We start from the raw sequence: 17765 nt of genomic DNA, 5'->3' as shown, positions 1-17765 counted from the left end.
ACCATCAGAAAAACGACCTTCAAGAAGGGCATTTTTCTGACTTGCGAAGGGCCTCCAGGCCCGAAGACTCACACCACCATGCGCATTGCCGTCCTCAACGACGACCCCCTCCTGCCCGACATGATCAAGGGCGCCCTCGAGCGCCTCCACCACGTGTGCCACTTCTATGCCAGCGGCGCGAGCCTGCTCAAGGACGTGCGCCACGAGACCTTCGATCTGCTGATCGCAGACTGGCATCTTCCCGACATGAACGGGATCGAGGTCATACAGCGCATGCGCGAGATGATCGGGCACCAGCTTCCCATCCTGCTGGTCACCCGGCGCAACGAGGAGCGCGACGTGATCGAGGCCCTCAACCGGGGCGCCGACGACTTCATGACCAAGCCGGTGCGCATGGGCGAGCTGGTGGCACGCGTCTCGGCCCTGCTGCGGCGGGCCTACCCGCAGACCATGGGCGAGGCGCTGGTCTTCGGCCCCTACCGCTTCGACGCGGAGCGGCGGCTGCTGACCCTGCACGGCGCTCCGCTGGCGCTGAAGAACCGCGAGTACGAACTGGCCCTGTTCATGTTCCGCAACGCGGGGCGGCTGCTGTCCCGCGCGCACCTGCGCGAAGTCGTGTGGGGCGAAATCAGCGAGGCGGCTTCGCGCTCGCTCGACACCCATGTATCGCGCCTGCGCGCCAAGCTGCAGCTGACCCCGGGCAACGGCTACACGATCACCGCGATCTACGGCATGGGCTACCGGCTGGACGCCGCGGATTCGCGCGGCTAGACGGCCCCCGCGCCCTCCCCCGCCAGCGTGCGGGCCGGCCCACGCGGCGCACACGCAGCCCGCGGCACACACCCGGCGGACCTCCCGCACCCCACACGCATCCCGGAATGAAAAAAGGCCAGCACGCAGGCAGCGTGCTGGCCTTGGACCGGGCCGCGAGCAGCAGGCTATCCCGGCGCGATCACCGCGATAGCCGCTGCCACGCGCGCACTACCGGCGGCGACCCACGGCAGGGTGCTGCCAGGCCATCAGCCCCAGCAGGACCGCCAGCAGGATCAGGCCCCACTCGGACAGCGTGGGGATGCTGCTGGTGGTGTTGGACACCGTGGTCGTGGCGCTGGCCGTGTTGTTGGGCGGGTTGGTATCGCCCGGCGCATCCACGGTGGCGGAGTTCACCAGCGGACGTGCGCCGCTGTAGGGGGACGACAGCATGGTGCTGATCGTGAAGGTGCGCGAAGCCCCTACCGCCAGTGCGCCGACCGCACAGCGCACGGTGCCCGAGGCATTGACGCACCCGGCAGCGGAGACGAAGTTGACACCCGCCGGCAGCACATCCACCACCTGCGCGCCATCGCTGGCCAGCGGGCCGTTGTTGGTCACCACCAGCGTGTAGTCCAGCGCCGCGCCCGGTGCGATCGGGCCTGCGGGCGCCGTCTTGGTCAGGGCCAGGTCCGTGGCCACGGTGAAGCGGCGCGCGGTCGTGTCATGCGTCACCACGTTGTTGGCCAGCGTGGTCTCGGTTTCCTCCACCACCACGCTCGCCTGGTTGAACGCGGTGCCGCTCGTGGCCCCCGCGACGGTGAGGGTTTCAGCGCGCATCACGTAGGTGATGGTGGCGCTCTGGCCGCTGCTGAGCCCTGGGAAGGAGCAGATCAGCGTGCCGCTGGTCGCACCCACCGCGGGCTCGGTGCAGGAGCCGCCCGCATTCACCGTGAGCGAGCCCCGGTAGCTGAAGGTGGCCGTCGGCGAGGAGCCCGGCGCGGGGAACACGTCGGTCATCACCACGTTGGTGCCGAAGGACGGGCCGCTGTTGTTCACCGTGATCGTGTACGTCGTCGACTGCCCCAGGTCCACCGGGTCGGAGCTGTCCACCTTGTTCACCAGGATGTCCAGCTGCGGCGCCGTGACGGGCGTCGTGGTGGTGGCGCTGTTGTTGGCCAGGCTCGACTCGGTGGTGGCGGTGGTCGCAGCGACGCTGTTGACCACGCTGCTGCCTGCCGCGTTGCCCAGGGGACGCATGCGGTAGTTCACCGTCTGCTGCACGCCGGCATTGATGCTGGCCCAGTTGCAGGTGAGCGTTCCGCCCACCGTGCCTGCCGCGACGGGGACGCAGCTGCCGCCCCCGCTCACGCTCACCACGTCGATAAAGGCGGCATTGGACGGCAGGGTGTCCACCATCTGCACGGTCTGTGCCGTGGAAGGCCCCGTGTTGCCGATGGTCGCCACGAAGGTGATGGGCGCACCGGCCGCGACCGTGGAGGGCGTGGCCGTCTTGGCGGCGGTCACGTCCACGATGGCCGTGACCTGGCTGGTCACGCTGCCGCTGTTGTTGGCCTGGTTGGGGTCGCCCACGTCGGCGGAACGCACGGTGGCGGTGTTGGTGCGCGGGCCGGTGACGGCGATGCTGGGGCGCACCACCACGGTCACCGTGGCCTGCGCGCCGGAGTTCAGCGTGCCCAGGTTGCAGCTCAGGTTCTGCGGGGTGCCGTTGGTGACGCCGTTGGGCGTGCAGCTGCCCTGCGAGGCCACGGCGGACTGGAAGCCGCCGGTGGTCACCAGGCTGGCCAGCGTGTCCGACACGATGACATTGCTGGCGGACGCCGGGCCGACGTTGTCGACCGTGATGACGTAGGTCAGGTTCTGGCCCGCGACCACGGGGTCCGGCGCTGCGGTCTTGGACACGACGCGCAGGTCGGCCTGGGTGGCGGTGGCGGTGACGCCCACGCCCACGCAGTTGTTCGTCCCGTTGCTGTCCACTCGCGCACCTCCCCCCAGCGCCACACAGGCATTGTTGGTGACGGTACCCGCGCTGGCCAGCACGGCGGACACCGTGACGGCAGGCGCATTGGAGTTCGCGTTCAGGCCCGTGGAGCGGGTGCAGTTCCAGGCTGCCACGCCGTTGCCGACAAAGGGCAGTGCATCGCAGGTCCAGCCCGTGGCGCTGACAAGGCTGTTGAGCGTCACACCGGCAGGCACCACGTCGGAGATGGTGATCGCCTGGCCGTTGGGTACCGCCAAGGGGCCGGTGTTGCGCGCCGTCAGCGTGTAGTTGAACGCCTGGCCCGGCACTACCGGGTTGATGCTGGCCGTCTTGGTCAGCTGCATGTCCGCATCGTTGCTGGCCGTCACGTTGACCGAGTCCGAGTTGTTCGCGGGCACCGGGTCGGCCAGCGGCGTGTTGACGGCGGCCGTGTTGCCCAGCGTGCCCGCGCTGTTGGCCGTGGCGGTCACGGTGATGACGGGCATGTTGGTGAAGTTGGCACCGGTGTACTCCGTGCGCGTGCAGGTGATCGTGGCGTCACAGGTCCAGCCCGTGCCCACGGCGGACACGAAGGTGAGCCCCGCGCCCAGCGTATCGGTCACCGTGACGGGCCGGCCCACCAGCGACTCCCCGCCATTGAGGCGCGGCGTGAGCGTGTACACCACGTTGGTGCCCTGGGCCACATTGGAGCTGGCGGCGCTCTTGGTGATGGCCACATCGGCACCGGAGGCGGAAGTCACGTCGGCGGAGGTGGTGTTGTTGGAGGTGTTGCCGTCCGGCATGGCCGAGTTGTCGGGCTTGAGGCCGTCGATGGCGAATGCGGCGGTCACCGTGCCGTTGACGTTGGACACGGCGGGGACCGTCAGCACGGCGGCGGACGCTCCGTTGGCGAGCGTGCCCGCGCGGGTGCAGGTCACCGTGCCGCTGTTCAGCGGGTAACCGCCCGAGGCCGTGCACGACCAGCCCGTGCCCGTGGGCGTCGACGTGATCGAGGCGCCGGCCGGCACGGTGAAGGTGATGCGCTGGCTCCCATCGGCCGCATTCGGGCCGTTGTTCGCAGCCTGCAGCGCATAGCTGTAGGCCTGCCCGGCCACCACGTTGGCCGTGGAAGGCGTGGCCACGAGCGCCAGGTCGGCCGCCTGCGTGGCGGTGGTGTCCTGCACGCTGTTGACGTTGTTGCTGGTGTTGGGATCGGACGTGGCGCTGGAGGCCGTGGCGGTGTTGGTCCACACGCCCGCGGAAGGCAGCCGCACGCGGATCGTCACGGTCTGGTTGGTGTTGAACGCGATGTTGCCCACGGCGCAGTTGACGGTGCCGCCGGCCTCGCTGCACGAGCCCGCCGTGGTGTTCACGTCGATGAACGTGGAGCCCGCGGGAAGGGTGTCCACCAGCGTGACGCCGGTGGCGCCGTTCGGGCCGTTGTTGTCGATGCGCAGCGTGTACGTGAAGATGCCTCCGGCGGGCCCCGGGTCCGGGGAATCCGCATGGTTCACCACCAGGTCGGCGGACTGCGCCAGGGCGGCCCCGGCAAACAACCCGCTGGCCAGCAAGAGCCAGCGGAAGCGGCGCACGGCGCGCTGCGCGGGCGCAGCCGTAGGAACCTCGCGTGCCTGCGCGGTGGCATCGCTGGCAGGCTGCATGGACCCGCTGGATGTCTGCGCGCGCCAGGGAGCGCGGCCGCTCGTCCATAGTCGCGTCAATCGATAGGGCATTGAATTCTCCTGAAGTGGATGGCTCGAACTTCCGGCCACGCCGCGACCTCACCAGGCCCCTCAGGGCTGGCAAAAAATGCGAGGGAGTGCGTGAACGCGCCTGGGCCGCCATGGGCAAAGGCAGGGCCTGAATTTATCGAGCGCGGCAGGCGTAATCCGCGCAGAAACAATCGTTAACGTTCGTGAACCGTATTGCGTATTGTTTCCACCACGCCGGCCGTGGCGCGCAGGCGCCCCCGGGCAGTGGACCGGTTCCACGGCACTGGGCTATGCTGCGCCATCCCAGATCCCCCAGCGAGTTGCCCCGGCCATGAAGGATTTGTTCCGCAACCTCTTTTCCATCCGCCAGCAGCGCCGGCCTGCCCCGGTGGGGCCCTTGCCGGCGGTGGGCACGTTCATCATCCGGGGGCCGGTCAAGATGGCGATCACCTGCCCCGTGCCGCCCGAGCTCTGGGACTGGCTGGTGCTCTCGGGCTGGCGCAACCTGCCCGTCAAGAATGACCGGCGCAAGGGGCTGCTGGCGCCGCAGGGCGCGCTCAAGGAGCTGATCGACGCCGACCCGCAGGAGCGCAACCTCGCGCACGACCGCCTGCTGGAGCAGGCGCGTCCGGAGGATTGAGGCGCACCGCCCCCGCCCGCTGGCGCGGAGGACGCCAGCGCCGGCGCAAAAAAACCCCGTGATGCCCTGGCATCGACGGGGTTTGCTCTATTTTTAATAGCTATCGGCGCTTGATGGCCGGGCGCTAGCAGCCTATTTCATCCCTATCACACCAGCAGCGCATTCACCCGCCGCACGTAGGCCGCCGGGTCTTCGGGCAGGCCGCCTTCGGCCAGCAGCGCCTGGTCGAACAGGATGTGCGCGAGGTCGTGGAAATGCACGCTGCCGTCGAGCTTCTTGACCAGCGCATGCTCGGCATTGACCTCCAGCACGGGCTTGGTCTCCGGCGCCTGCTGGCCCGCCTGCTTGAGCATGCGGGCCAGTTGCGTGCTCATGCCGTCGTCCTGCACCACCAGGCACGCGGGTGAATCGACGAGGCGCGTGGTCACGCGCACGTCCTCGGCCTTGTCCTTGAGCGCCTCCTTGAGCTTGGCGAGCACGGGCTTGAAGGTCTCGGCGGCCTCTTCGGCGGCCTTCTTCTCGGCCTCGTCCTGCAGCTTGCCCAGGTCCACCGCGCCCTTGGCCACGCTTTGCAGCGGCGTGCCGTCGAATTCGTGCAGGTAGTTCAGCGCCCACTCGTCCACGCGGTCGGTCATGAGCAGCACCTCGATGCCCTTCTTCTTGAAGACTTCGAGCTGCGGGCTGTTCTTGGCCGCGGCCAGGGTGTCGGCGGTGATGTAGTAGATGGCCTCCTGGCCTTCCTTCATGCGGGCCTTGTAATCGGCAAAGCCCACGGTCACGGCATCGCTGGTGGTGGACGCAAAACGCAGCAGCTTGGCCAGGCGCTCGCGGTTGCCAAAGTCTTCGCCCAGGCCTTCCTTGAGCACGGCGCCGAATTCGGCGTAGAACTGGCTGTACTTGCCTTCCTTGGCCTTGTCGTCGGCATCGACCACATCGGTCACGCCGTCCGCGTTGGCCGTGGTGTCGTGCCTGTCGTGTTTGGCCAGGTCCTCGAGCATGCTGAGCACGCGCTTGGTCGAGCCTTCGCGGATGGCGCGCACGTCGCGGCTTTCCTGCAGCAGCTCGCGGCTCACGTTCAGCGGCAGGTCGGCCGAGTCGATCACGCCCTTGACGAAACGCAGGTAGGTGGGCATCAGCGCCTCGGCGTCGTCCATGATGAACACGCGCTTGACGTACAGCTTCACGCCGGCCTTCTTGTCGCGGTTCCACAGGTCGAACGGCGCCTTGGCGGGGATGTACAAGAGCTGCGTGTACTCGGTGTTGCCCTCGACGCGGTTGTGCGCCCAGGTCAGCGGGGCTTCATGGTCGTGGCTGATGGTCTTGTAGAACTCGGCGTACTGCTCGTCCGTGATGTCCTTCTTGGGGCGGCTCCACAGCGCGCTGGCCTTGTTGATGGTTTCCCACTCGCCGGTCTTGACCATGGCGCCCGGCTGGCGGCCGCCGTTCTCGTCCGAAGGGTTGATCAGCTCGCCGTCTTTCCACTCTTCCTTTTCCATGAGGATGGGCAGGCTGATGTGGTCGGAGTACTTGGCGATGACGGACTTGAGCTTCCAGGCGTTGAGGTATTCCTCGGCGTCGTCGCGCAGGTGCAGGATGATGCTGGTGCCGCGCTGCGGACGGGTGATGGTTTCCACCTCGAAGTCACCCGTGCCGCCGCTCACCCAGCGCACGCCTTCGCCGGCAGGCAGGCCCGCGCGGCGCGACTCGACCGTGATCTTGTCGGCCACGATGAAGCCCGAATAGAAGCCCACGCCGAACTGGCCGATGAGCTGCGCGTCCTGCTTCTGGTCGCCCGAGAGCTTGCCCATGAAGTCCTTGGTGCCGCTCTTGGCGATGGTGCCCAGATGCTCGATGGCCTCCTGCTGGCTCATGCCGATGCCGTTGTCGGTGATGGTGAGCGTCTTCGCGTCCTTGTCGAAGGTCACGCGCACTTCCAGGTTGGGAGCGTCCTCGAACAGCGCGGAATTGTTCAGGCCTTCGAAGCGCAGCTTGTCGCACGCGTCCGAGGCGTTGGAGATCAGCTCGCGCAGGAAGATCTCCTGGTTGGAGTACAGCGAGTGCGTGACAAGGTGCAGCAGCTGGGCCACTTCGGCCTGGAAAGACAGGGTCTGTTTGGTGCTCATGGTGTCTTGGAGATTGCTGTGTAAGGTGCAAGGGAACGCCTTTCACGGACCACGGGGGTGGCGAGGAAAGGCGTTCGCGCGTGTTCACCTCGGGGCGGACTGGCTGATTTCAAGGGTGTTTCGCACACGGCGGCCTCCGGCGCGGCCTGCCGTCCGTCCCTGCAGGCGGCGGGCAGGCGGGGCCGGGCGCTGAAGATTGTTGACAATCTGCAGGCAACTGGCAGTATTTTTTGTCATTTGCCCCCCATAAGATGCACGCGCCGCCGCTGTTCCGAAGGGAGCAGCCTTCCAGAACCCTGTGCCCTTTTTTCTTTCGGAGCCGTCCTGCCATGCCCACATCCCTTCAAAAATGGTCCGCCGAGTTCCTCGGCACGTTCTGGCTGACCCTGGGCGGCTGCGGCAGCGCCGTGCTGGCCGCGGCCTTTCCTCAGTTGGGCATTGGTTTTGTCGGCGTGTCCCTGGCCTTTGGCCTCACGGTGCTGACGGGGGCCTATGCCCTGGGACCAATCTCGGGCGGGCACTTCAATCCCGCCGTGTCGGTGGGGCTGGCGCTGGGTGGCCGCTTCAAGGCGTCCGAGCTGCCCGGCTACGTGCTGGCCCAGGTGCTGGGCGCCATCGCCGCGGCGGGCGTGCTGTACCTCATCGCCACCGGCAAGCCGGGCGCGGACATCGGGGGTTTCGCCACCAACGGCTATGGCGAACACTCCCCCGGCGGCTATGGCCTGGTGGCCGCCGTGGTGACGGAGGTCGTGCTGACGGCCGTGTTCCTCATCGTGATCCTGGGCGCCACGGCCAAACGCGCGGCCAGCGGCTTTGGCGGGCTGGCGATCGGCCTGTGCCTCACGCTCATCCACCTGATCTCCATCCCGGTGACCAACACCTCGGTCAACCCCGCGCGCAGCACCGGCCCGGCGCTGTTTGGCCCGGCCTATGCGCTGTCGGAACTGTGGGTGTTCTGGGCAGCGCCCATCGCAGGCGCGCTGCTGGGCGCCGCCATCTACCGCGCGCTGCTCAGCGACGACTGAGGGGGCGGGCTTCAGCCCTCGATCGTGATGCGCTGCACCAGCGTCTGCAGGATCTTGTCGGCCTTGTCGTTGGCCACCTGGCAGGTGCCCGCGGCCGCATGCCCGCCGCCGCCAAACTCCAGCATGAGGTTGCCGATGTGCACCTGGCTGCTGCGGTCGAGGATGGACTTGCCCGTGGCGAACACCGTGTTCTGCTTTTGCAGGCCCCACATCACGTGGATGGAGATGTTGCACTGGGGGAACAGCGCGTAGATCATGAAGCGGTTGGTGGCCCAGATGGTTTCTTCCTCGCGCAGGTCCAGCACCACCAGCTTGCCGATGCGGATGGCGCAGCGCTGCAGCTGCTCCTGGGCCTTGGGGGCATGGTCGCGGTACAGCTGCACGCGCTCCTGCACGTCGGGCAGGGCCAGGATGTCGGCGATGTCGTGGTCGCGGCAATACTGGATGAGGTCCATCATCAGCGCATAGTTGCTGATGCGGAAGTCGCGGAAACGCCCCAGTCCCGTGCGCGAATCCATCATGTAGTTCAGCAGCACCCAGCCCTGGGGGTCCAGGATGTCTTCGCGGGAGTACTGGGCGGAGTCGGCCTGGTCCACCGCCGCCATCATTTCGTCGGTGATGCGCGGAAAGGCCGCCTTGCCGCCGTAGTGGTTGTAGACCACGCGGGCCGCCGACGGCGCATGGGCCTCGATGATGTGGTTTTCGTCGCGCCGGCCCGAGTTGCGCACGGTTTCCGATTCGTGGTGGTCGAAGACCAGGTGGGCCCCCGGCACATAGGGCAGGTTGGTGGTGATGTCGCGGCTGGTGATGGCGATCTTGCCGTCCTGCATGTCCTTCGGGTGCACGAAGGTGATCTCGTCGATGAGATTGAGCTCATTGAGCAGCACGGCACACACGAGGCCGTCGAAGTCGCTGCGGGTTACCAGCCGGTATTTCACGTCGCTCACTAGTTTCTCCTTGTCACATATTCATGGCCACATGGTAGCCGCGGGCCAAGGCCCCACAAGGCCGTTGGCGTGGAAAAGCGGACCACCGGACCGCTTTCCTCCCTTTGCCGCTCACGCGGGCCGAAGCCACTGCTCCAGCTGCCGCGCCACGCCCGCATCGCCCAGCAGCGCCAGATGGCCCATCCGGTGGAACACGGCCTGCCGATCCTTGGCAAAACCCAGGGTCCACCGCGCATCATCATGGATGCCCAGGGCACTGTGCAACGGCACCAACCCGTCGCCCACCAGCCGCTCAGCCACCGGACTGCGCCGCGCGGCCAGCGTGGCGGCGATGGCATGGCAGGCCACGCCCTCGGGCAGCGGCACCGGAACGCGCCGGTCAGGCTGGCGGTGAAAGCGGTCGCGCCCCTGCCCGTCGGATTCCAGCACGTGGCCGTGGCGCAGGTCGGTGATGCCCGCGCTGCGCAGCTGCGCCAGCCGTGCGAAGGGGCGCGAATACGGCGTGCTGCCCAGCAGGATGTCCACCCAGTGGCCGGCTTTTTCCAGCGGCGCGCCATGGTGGGGCGTGCCCAGGCACACCAGGTGGCGCAGCAGCGCCGGCCAGCCCAGTCCCTGCGCCACCGCCTGGTGGCACGCACTGCGCGCGACCAGCCCGCCCATGCTGTGGGCCAGCACCGCCACCTCCGTCACGGGCACCGGCCAGTCCCTCACGAGGGATTCCAGCTGCGCCGCGAGCTCCGCGCCATTGGCGCAGGTGTGCAGGCCCGTGTTGTAGCGCAGGTAGACCGGCGTGCAGCCCAGCGCCTGCGCGAGGTAGGCGCCATGGTCATGGCCCTGGTGCAGCCACTGCAGATCGTTCATGCACAGGCCGTGGACCAGCACCAGCACCTTGCCGGTGACCGCGCCGCTGGCGGCCAGGGCGGGCAGGTCGAGCGGCAGCCCCTCCCGGTGGAACCCCATGCGGGTGCACAGCGGGTTGCCGTCGCGCTGGAGGCGGTCCCCCATCACGCCGTTGAGGGCGGCCAGCACGGCCTCGCGCTCCCACTGCACGCCGGTGTGCGGCACGGCAGGCTCGAAAAACGGCTCCAGCCGCGCCAGGCCCGCCTGCAGCCCCGCATCCACGAGCCATGTCACGCCCCGAATGCTCTGGTAGACCAGCCCCGTGAGGCCCCGCGCCTGCCCGGGCTGCGCCCCGCCAGGCAAACCCAGGGTGCCCAGCACCGACTGGTGCACGCCCTCGGCCACGCGGCTGATGCCCGTGGTGGCCTGCGTGGCCAGCCGCGCCACGCCGCGCAGGTCGGAAACGCGCAACTGCCGCAGGGGGCCCGGCGTGGAGGGTTCGGCGGGGCGCCTTGCCCCGGGGCCGGCTGCATTGGCGCCGCGGCGCGGTGATGGGGACATGGGTGGAAAGGCTCCGTTCAGGAATGGTCAAGCGACACAGGAAGAAGCCGGGGCGCCCGGCCTGTCAGAACCGTTCGCCGGGAGAAAGGTAGCGCCACTGCCCGACCGGCAGGTTGCCCAGGGTGACGCGGCCGATGCGAATGCGCTTGAGCCCCACCACCTTGAGCCCCACCAGCTCGCACATGCGGCGGATCTGGCGCTTCTTGCCTTCGGTGAGCACGAAGCGCAGCTGCTCGGGGTTCTGCCAGTCGACCTGGGCGTGCTTGAGCGGCTGGCCGTCGAGCGCCAGGCCGTGGCACAGCCGCGCGAGCTGTTCGCGCGGGAAGGCCGACTGCACGTCGGTGGCGACATCGCCGTACTGCACGCGCACGAGGTACTCCTTGTCCACCGTGGAGTCCTCGCCGATGAGCTGGCGCGCCACGCGGCCATCCTGGGTGAGAACGAGCAGGCCCACCGAATCGATGTCCAGCCGCCCGGCCGGCGCCAGGCCACGCAGCTGCGGCGGCGAGAACCGGTTGCGGCTGGGGTCGTCGCGCCAGTGCGTGCGGGGGTTGATCAACGCCACGGCGGGCGTGTGGCCGTCCTCGGCCTGCCCGCTCACATAGCCCATGGGCTTGTGCAGCAGGATGGTGACGCGCTGCTCCTGGAACCCCTGGGCGACCTTGTCGACCTCGATGCGGTCGATGGGCAGCACCTGCACGCCCATCTCCGCGACCTCGCCATTGACCTTGACCCAGCCCTGGGCGATCCAGTCATCCGCCTCGCGCCGGGAGCACATGCCCAGCTCGGCCATGCGCTTGTTCAGGCGGGAGCTGACCAGGCCGTTAGGTGCCACGGTGCGTGCGGCAGGCGGGGGTGCCTGCCGCACCGGCGCGACAAAGCCACCCGACGCCGTGCGGTAGGTGGGCGGTGCGGGCGCGCGGGAGGGCCGGGGCGGCGGCGCGGGACGGGCGGGCGCTGCCTTGGCCGCCTTGGCTTCGATGACGGGACGGCGAAGCACGGGGCGCGGCGCGGGTGCGGACGGGCCGCCGGCATCCGGGGCGGGAGCCGCTGCGGGGCCGGCGGGCGGACGGGAACTGGAAGAGGACATTGCGCGTATTTTCGCCTGTGGGCCGCACGGGCCTTGCGGGCCCGGCGCGGAAAGGCCGGCCGGCGGTGCCTCTGCGGCATCCGCCTCCGGTGAAAAACCGGACAGCTTACCCCTGGCGCGCCTGCCAGGCCAGGAAATCATCGACGGGCAGGGGCCGTGCGATGTGGTAGCCCTGCGCCTCGTCGCACGCCAGTGAGCGCAGCCGCTCCAGGATGTCCGCGGTTTCCACGCCCTCGGCCACCACGCTGAGCCCCAGGTTGTGCGCCAGGTCGATGGTCGAGCGCACGATCATCGCGTCGTCCTCGCCCGCCGCCATGCCCATCACGAACGATTTGTCGATCTTGAGCTCGTCCACCGGCAGGCGCTTGAGGTAGGCCAGCGAGGAGTACCCCGTGCCGAAATCGTCGATGGAGAGCTTGAAGCCCTGCTGGGACAGGCGGTTGAGCATGGCCTCGGCGCGCTGGGGGTCGTCCATGATGGCGCTTTCGGTGATCTCCAGGCAGAAGGCGCTGGCGGACACGCCATGGCGCACCAGGATGTCGGCCAGCCGCGCGCTGAGCTCCGGGTCCAGCAGGTCGCGCGTGGACAGGTTGACCGAGACCCTGAGCGGCAGGCCCCGGGTGCGCGGGTCGGCCAGCAGGCGCGCGACCTCCTCGAACATCCACAGCGTGAGCTGGCGCACAAAGCCCGTCTGCTCGGCGAACGGGATGAACTGCATGGGCGGCACCAGGCCGCGCTGCGGATGCTGCCAGCGCACCAGGGCCTCGGCGGCCAGGCCGGGCTGGCCGCGCAGCGCCACCTTGGGCTGCAGGTACAGGCGCAGTTCGCGGTGTTCGACGGCGCGGCGCAGTTCGGTCAGCAGGGACAGGGTCTGCGTGCTGGCCGAATCGAACGACGCGTCGTACTGCAGCGCCCCGCTGAGCTTGCGCTTGGCGGCGTACATGGCGATCTCGGAACGGCTGAGCAGCGTGTCGGCATCGTCCGCGTCGCCTGGCCAGCAGGCAATGCCGATCCCGGCGCTCAGGTCCACCGTCTGGTCCTCGAAGGCCAGGGGCTCCTCGAACGAGCGCGTGATGCGCAGCGCGGTGTCGTGGGCGGCGGCCGCATCGGCGCCCTGCAGCAGCACGGCGAATTCGTTGCCGCCCAGGCGTGCCACCATGTGGCCGGGCAACGGCACCTGCTGGCGCAGGCGCTCGGCCACGGCCTGCAGCAGGCGGTCGCCGAAGGCATAGCCGAGCACGTCGTTCACATGCTTGAAGCGGTCCAGGTCGAGCGTGAGCACGGCCAGCGGCTGCGGTGGCCCTGCCGCCACGCCGCCCGCGCCCGCGATCGCCTGCACCACCGCTTCGCGAAAGCGCTCCCGGTTGGGCAGTCCGGTGAGCCGGTCCCAGTAGGCCAGGCGGCGGATTTCCGTTTGCTGCGCGCCGATGTCCACGCGCATATGGTCGAACGAGCGCGCGAGGTTGCCGATCTCGTCGCTGCGGGCGGTGTGCGCCAGCGGCACGTCGTACTCGCCGCGCGAGAGGCGCTGCGTGGCGGCCAGCAGCGAGCGCAGCGGCGTGGTCAGGCGCTGCGCCACCAGCCCCGTGCCCACCGCGAACAGCAGCACGCCGGCGACGGTGATGATGGCCAGCAGCACCTGCAGCTGGCGGTAGGGCGCGAGCACCTCGTCCACCGAGCGCAGCAGCAGCGCCTGCACCTCGCCGCCCACGCTGTGCAGGCGGATGGTGCGCGCCAGCAAGGTGCCTTCCGGCGTCTGCAGTTCACCCGAAGCAATGCCCTGGCGCTGCAGCAGCGCCAGCGGGCCGGGCGGCAGCGTGCTCACGGGCACCTGGACCGAGCCGTCCGCGCCCTGGACGACCAGCGCCACATGCACCGACAGCAATTGCCGCATCTCGTCGGCCAGCGGCTGGTGGATGGGAAAGCCCATCAGCACCCAGCCGATGACCACCGGTGCGCGCAGCGGCACCATCACGAACTGGTAGGGCACGCCGTCCATCACCGCGATCTGGCTGCCCTGGGCCTGCGCGGCCAGCGGCGGTACCAGTTCGCGCAGGGTGGCCGGAAACGCCTCCATGCTGCCCGACAGGCTGACCGCGCGCAGCGTGAGGTCGGTGCCCAGCAGCGCCGTCACGGCGGCGCCGATGCGACTGCCGTGGTTCTCCAGCACGGACTGGATGGTTTCCTCGTCGCCCGAATTCACGGCGGAGCGAAAGCCGTAGTCGGCCGCGAGCAGGGCCGAGCCCTGGCGCAGCTTGTCGGCGTTCTGCTCGAGGAGCCGGCGCCAGACGTTCTCGTCCAGGTCCAGGGCCTGGGCGATCTGGGCGCGCGCATTGCGCTCGATGGTGGCGCGCACCACCGCAAAACCCGCCGCCTGCACGATGAGCAGCAGCAGCAGCGAGAGTCCCACCAGCCGCAGGATCAGGCTGCGCCGCAGCAGGCGCAGCTGCATCAAGGCTGCAACCCCGCCAAACGCACCGACGCGGCGACGCCGCCGGCGGCGGGCACCGTCAGCGCCTGCTCCTGCGCGGGGGCGCCCACCGGCAGCCGCGTGTGCCAGGCGCGCAGCGTGTAGGTGCCGGGCGGCACATTGTCGAGCTGCGCCCTGCCCGTGGCGGCGGAGCTGCGCGTGTAGTGCGGGGTGTCCACCACCAGGATCCAGCCCACCATCTGGTCGTGGATGTTGCAGCCGAGCACCACCACGCCCGGCCGGTCGAACAGCACGGGATTGGAGGGCGTACCGGTGTAGAGCTTGAGCTCGAATTTCTTGGCGGGCGAGAACGAATAGACGTGGTGGCGCACCGAGTCATGGTTGGGGAAGCGCACCTCGGTGCCCACCGGCACCACGAGCACGCCGGGCACGAACCTTCTCTTCTCCTGCGCCATCTCCACACCGGCCAGCGGCCGGGCCTGCCGGGCCGCGTCGGCCGAGTCGAGGAACACCACGGCGTCGGCCAGCGGCTTGCCCGCGGTGTCCAGCACGTCCACCTGCACCGTGGCACCCCGCGCCGCCGTGGCCAGGCCCGCCATGCACGCACCGGCCAGCAGGAACGCGGCCACCGGGCGCCCGGTGCGGCGCGCGGGAAAGCAGGCATGCGTCATGGTTCGATGGCCATGCCCAGCAAGGGCGCGCCCTCGCCCACCCTGCCCAGCGCACGGGTGGCGCCAGTGTCCAGGTTCACCAGGTGCAGCCGCGTCTGGCCGTCGGCCGGCGTGCGCACGGCGATCAGCGCGGTGTTGCCGACATCCGAGATGTCGAACGACACATCGGTCAGGGGCCCCAGGCCCAGCGGCCCCACGGTGCGCAGCTGGCCGGTGTTGGGCGACACCACGGGCGTGGCGCCTTCCCGCGAGCCCTGCGTCACCAGCACGCCGAGCGCACGGTCGATGGCGTAGTTGGTGGTGAGCTTGCCGTCCTGCGCGTTGTAGGTATAGGCGGCGCCCGCGATGTCGGGCGCGCGGCCGGCGTTCGTGTCGCTCCAGGCATAGCGCAGGGCCGGGTCGGGCTGCACGCCCTCGACGGCCGGGTCGCCGTCCACCACGGCGCCGGTGTCCGGGTGCAGCCGCAGGTTCTGGCCCGCGTTCGAGACGACGCGGATGCGGTCGGCCACGGGGTTGAAATCAAAGCCGAAGGCCGTCCCCCGCAGGGCCAGGACGGCCGGCGTTGGGCCCACGGGGCGCAGGGCCCCGGTGGGGATGTCGAGCGTGTACAGCCGCCCCGCCTGCGAGAGCGCATACAGCACGCCGCGCGCCACGCGAAAGTCCAGGCCCACCAGCCGCTCGCCCGGGGCCAGGCCCGTCACGGAGCGGCGCTCCAGGATGCGCTCCGGCTGGCCGGCATGGAAGGTGATGAGCTCGTGCGATGCCGTGACCGCGACGACCAGTTCGCGCTGGTCCGGCGCGGGTGCCGTGGCGCAGCTGGCGAGCGCGGCGACCACCAGCGCGGCGGCGGCGCGGCACGCCAGGGGGAGGGAAAGCGGGTTCATCCTGAGGCCTCACATCTGTAACGGGTTTATACATGATGGGGTGCGCCACCGGGAGCCACCGGCCAACGAAGCACCCGCCAATTGCTATCAATCAAATAGCAAAAAACCCAATGCAGCACACCGATTTTCCGCATTTTCCCTCATTTTCCACAGCCTCCACCCCGCCTTCTGCCGTGCGGGAGTGGTGCACGCCCTGGAAGGCCATTTGTAACAAACACCCATGCACAACGGGCATGGCGCCATCCGCAAGCCTCATGACACTTCTTGTCAATTCTGCCTACACTGCCCTGGGCCGACGTGCGGGGCGCGGCCGCCGGCCCGGCTGATGCGGGCCCCGTTATTGCTTTGCCTTGTGCATCCCGATCCATTGCACCCAGAGACCTCAAGGAACACCATGCCGGCCGCTTCATCACTTAAATCCCTGTCGATCTCCAGCCGGCTCGGCCTGGGCTTCGGCTGCATGCTGGTGCTGGTGGTGGCCGTCGCTGCCGTGGGCCAGCTTTCCGTGGGCAAGGTGCATGAGCAGATGCGCCAGGTCACCGGTGCCGGCGCCAGCAAGTCCAAGCTCGTCAACGGCATGCTGGAGAGCGTGAGCGCCATCGGCATCCAGAGCCGCTCGGCGGCCATGCTCAACGATATCGACCCCAAGCAGGCACACGAACAGATCGCTGCCATTTCCGCGACGCTCAAGGAATATGGCCGCCAGGAAACCGCCCTGGGCGAACTCCTCACCCCCGCCCGCGCCACGCCCGCCGAGATCAAGCTGCTGGGCGAGGTGCAGGCGCTGGGCCGCAAGGCGCGCCCCGAGCTCGACAACGCGATCAAATCGGCCGACGACGGCGACACGGTGAGCGCGACCCTGGCGCTGATGACCCGCGTGGCGCCCGTGGAAACCGCGTGGCGCGCCAAGCTGCGCGAACTCATCGAGCTGCAGAACAGCCTCAACGCCGACGCCACGGCCTCGGCCGAGCAGACCCAGAGCAACGCCCGCATGGTGGGCGGCCTGCTGGTGCTGCTGGCCATCGGGCTCGGCGCGCTGATCGCGTGGCGCATCACCGCCAGCATCACCGCCCCCATCGGCCGCGCCGTGGTGGTGGCGGAACGCATCGCGCGCGGCGACCTCACCTCGCAGGTGGAAGTGCGCATCCAGGACGAAACCGGCCGTCTGCTGGAAGCCATCGCCGCCATGCAGGAGCGCCTGCGCACGCTGGTGGGCGAGATCGGCCAGACCGCCGACTCCATCCTCGTGGCCAGTTCGGAAGTCGCCTCGGGCAACCTGGACCTGAGCCAGCGCACCGAGCAGACCTCGCACAATCTGCAGGGCGCGGCCACCGCGCTGGTGGACCTGACCGGCACCGTGTCGCAAAGCGCCGACTCGGCCCGCCAGGCCAACCAGCTCGCGTCCACCGCGTCCGACGCGGCCACGCGCGGGGGCGAGGTGGTGTCGCAGGTCGTGCGCACCATGGACACCATCAGCGCCAGTTCGCGCAAGATCGCCGACATCATCAGCGTGATCGACGGCATCGCCTTCCAGACCAACATCCTGGCCCTCAACGCCGCGGTGGAAGCCGCCCGCGCCGGCGAACAGGGCCGGGGCTTCGCCGTCGTGGCGGGCGAAGTGCGCAGCCTGGCCGGCCGCTCGGCCAATGCCGCGCGCGAGATCAAGGCCCTGATCGGCGCCAGCGTCGATCAGGTGCAGGAGGGCAGCACCCTGGTGAACCACGCGGGCAAGACCATCGAGGAGCTGGTGCTGTCGGTGCGCCGCGTGTCCGACATCATGGGCGAGATCACCGCCGCCACGCAGGAACAGAGCCAGCGCATCGGCCACGTGAGCCATTCGGTGGGCGAACTCGAGGAAATGACACAGCAGAACGCCGCCCTCGTGGAGGAAGGGGCCGCGGCGGCCGACAGCCTCAAGGACCAGGCGGGCCGCCTCACCCAGATGGTGGGCACCTTCCGCCTCACGCGCGACGGCGGCGGCGAGAACCACTGGAGCCGCGGCGCGGCCTCGCCCGCGCCGGTGCCCGTACCGGCGCCCCCGCAGCGCGCCAGCCTGCAGCCCCCTTCGCGCGGCCAGCAACCCTCGCTGCCGGGCTGAGGCCCACCGCCG

At 69.3% G+C, this 17765-nt stretch carries 12 protein-coding genes; 4 read left to right on the top strand and 8 right to left on the bottom strand.

All coding sequences use genetic code 11. The annotated features are described in order from the left end of the window. The first annotated feature begins 78 nt into the window (after positions 1-78). Positions 79-771 (top strand): response regulator transcription factor, encoded by a 693-nt coding sequence (locus tag ACAM51_RS17070; protein WP_218293070.1) that lies wholly within the window; start codon positions 79-81, stop codon positions 769-771. Positions 772-981: 210 nt separating this feature from the next. On the opposite strand, the gene ACAM51_RS17065 is transcribed toward ACAM51_RS17070, so the two are convergent. Further along, positions 982-4392, bottom strand: a complete 3411-nt coding sequence (locus ACAM51_RS17065) for an IPTL-CTERM sorting domain-containing protein (RefSeq protein WP_369641289.1) — start codon at positions 4390-4392, stop codon at positions 982-984. A gap of 382 nt (positions 4393-4774) precedes the next feature. On the opposite strand from ACAM51_RS17065, the gene ACAM51_RS17060 reads away from it, so the two are divergent. Then, positions 4775-5083: a hypothetical protein gene (locus ACAM51_RS17060; RefSeq protein ID WP_369641288.1), complete on the top strand. Its 309-nt coding sequence runs from the start codon at positions 4775-4777 to the stop codon at positions 5081-5083. A gap of 146 nt (positions 5084-5229) precedes the next feature. On the opposite strand, the gene htpG is transcribed toward ACAM51_RS17060, so the two are convergent. Further along, entirely contained in the window at positions 5230-7206 is a 1977-nt protein-coding gene (htpG, locus tag ACAM51_RS17055) for a molecular chaperone HtpG (RefSeq protein WP_369641287.1), read from the bottom strand. A gap of 329 nt (positions 7207-7535) precedes the next feature. Here htpG and aqpZ point away from each other — a divergent pair, with 329 nt between their 5' ends. Then, positions 7536-8231 carry an aquaporin Z gene (gene aqpZ / locus ACAM51_RS17050; RefSeq protein WP_218293066.1) on the top strand — a complete coding sequence of 232 codons (696 nt, stop codon included), beginning with the start codon at positions 7536-7538 and terminating at the stop codon, positions 8229-8231. Positions 8232-8242: 11 nt separating this feature from the next. On the opposite strand, the gene ACAM51_RS17045 is transcribed toward aqpZ, so the two are convergent. The 6 genes from ACAM51_RS17045 to ACAM51_RS17020 all read right to left on the bottom strand — a co-directional run bounded on the left by ACAM51_RS17045 (position 8243) and on the right by ACAM51_RS17020 (position 15655). Then, on the bottom strand, positions 8243-9178 hold the full coding sequence (locus tag ACAM51_RS17045; protein ID WP_218293065.1) for an exopolyphosphatase: 936 nt from the start codon (positions 9176-9178) through the stop codon (positions 8243-8245). A gap of 111 nt (positions 9179-9289) precedes the next feature. Then, positions 9290-10579 carry an esterase/lipase family protein gene (locus ACAM51_RS17040; protein ID WP_369641286.1) on the bottom strand — a complete coding sequence of 430 codons (1290 nt, stop codon included), beginning with the start codon at positions 10577-10579 and terminating at the stop codon, positions 9290-9292. Positions 10580-10643: 64 nt separating this feature from the next. Continuing rightward, positions 10644-11669 carry a pseudouridine synthase gene (locus ACAM51_RS17035; RefSeq protein ID WP_369641285.1) on the bottom strand — a complete coding sequence of 342 codons (1026 nt, stop codon included), beginning with the start codon at positions 11667-11669 and terminating at the stop codon, positions 10644-10646. Positions 11670-11775: 106 nt separating this feature from the next. Beyond that, a complete protein-coding gene (locus ACAM51_RS17030; protein ID WP_218293064.1) occupies positions 11776-14121 on the bottom strand; it encodes a bifunctional diguanylate cyclase/phosphodiesterase in 2346 nt (781 codons plus the stop codon). Beyond that, a complete protein-coding gene (locus ACAM51_RS17025) occupies positions 14121-14699 on the bottom strand; it encodes a methylamine utilization protein (protein WP_369643839.1) in 579 nt (192 codons plus the stop codon). Before ACAM51_RS17025 ends, ACAM51_RS17030 begins: the two co-directional genes overlap by 1 nt. A gap of 68 nt (positions 14700-14767) precedes the next feature. Beyond that, positions 14768-15655, bottom strand: coding sequence for a DUF4394 domain-containing protein (locus ACAM51_RS17020; RefSeq protein WP_369641284.1), 888 nt, complete (start codon positions 15653-15655; stop codon positions 14768-14770). A 394-nt stretch (positions 15656-16049) separates the two neighbouring features. Here ACAM51_RS17020 and ACAM51_RS17015 point away from each other — a divergent pair, with 394 nt between their 5' ends. Then, entirely contained in the window at positions 16050-17753 is a 1704-nt protein-coding gene (locus tag ACAM51_RS17015) for a methyl-accepting chemotaxis protein (RefSeq protein WP_369641283.1), read from the top strand. The last annotated feature ends 12 nt before the right edge of the window (positions 17754-17765 follow it).

The sequence above is a fragment of the Acidovorax sp. A79 genome, assembly GCF_041154505.1.
Classification (GTDB): domain Bacteria; phylum Pseudomonadota; class Gammaproteobacteria; order Burkholderiales; family Burkholderiaceae_C; genus Acidovorax.
This window is presented reverse-complemented; position numbering and strand designations above follow the sequence as displayed.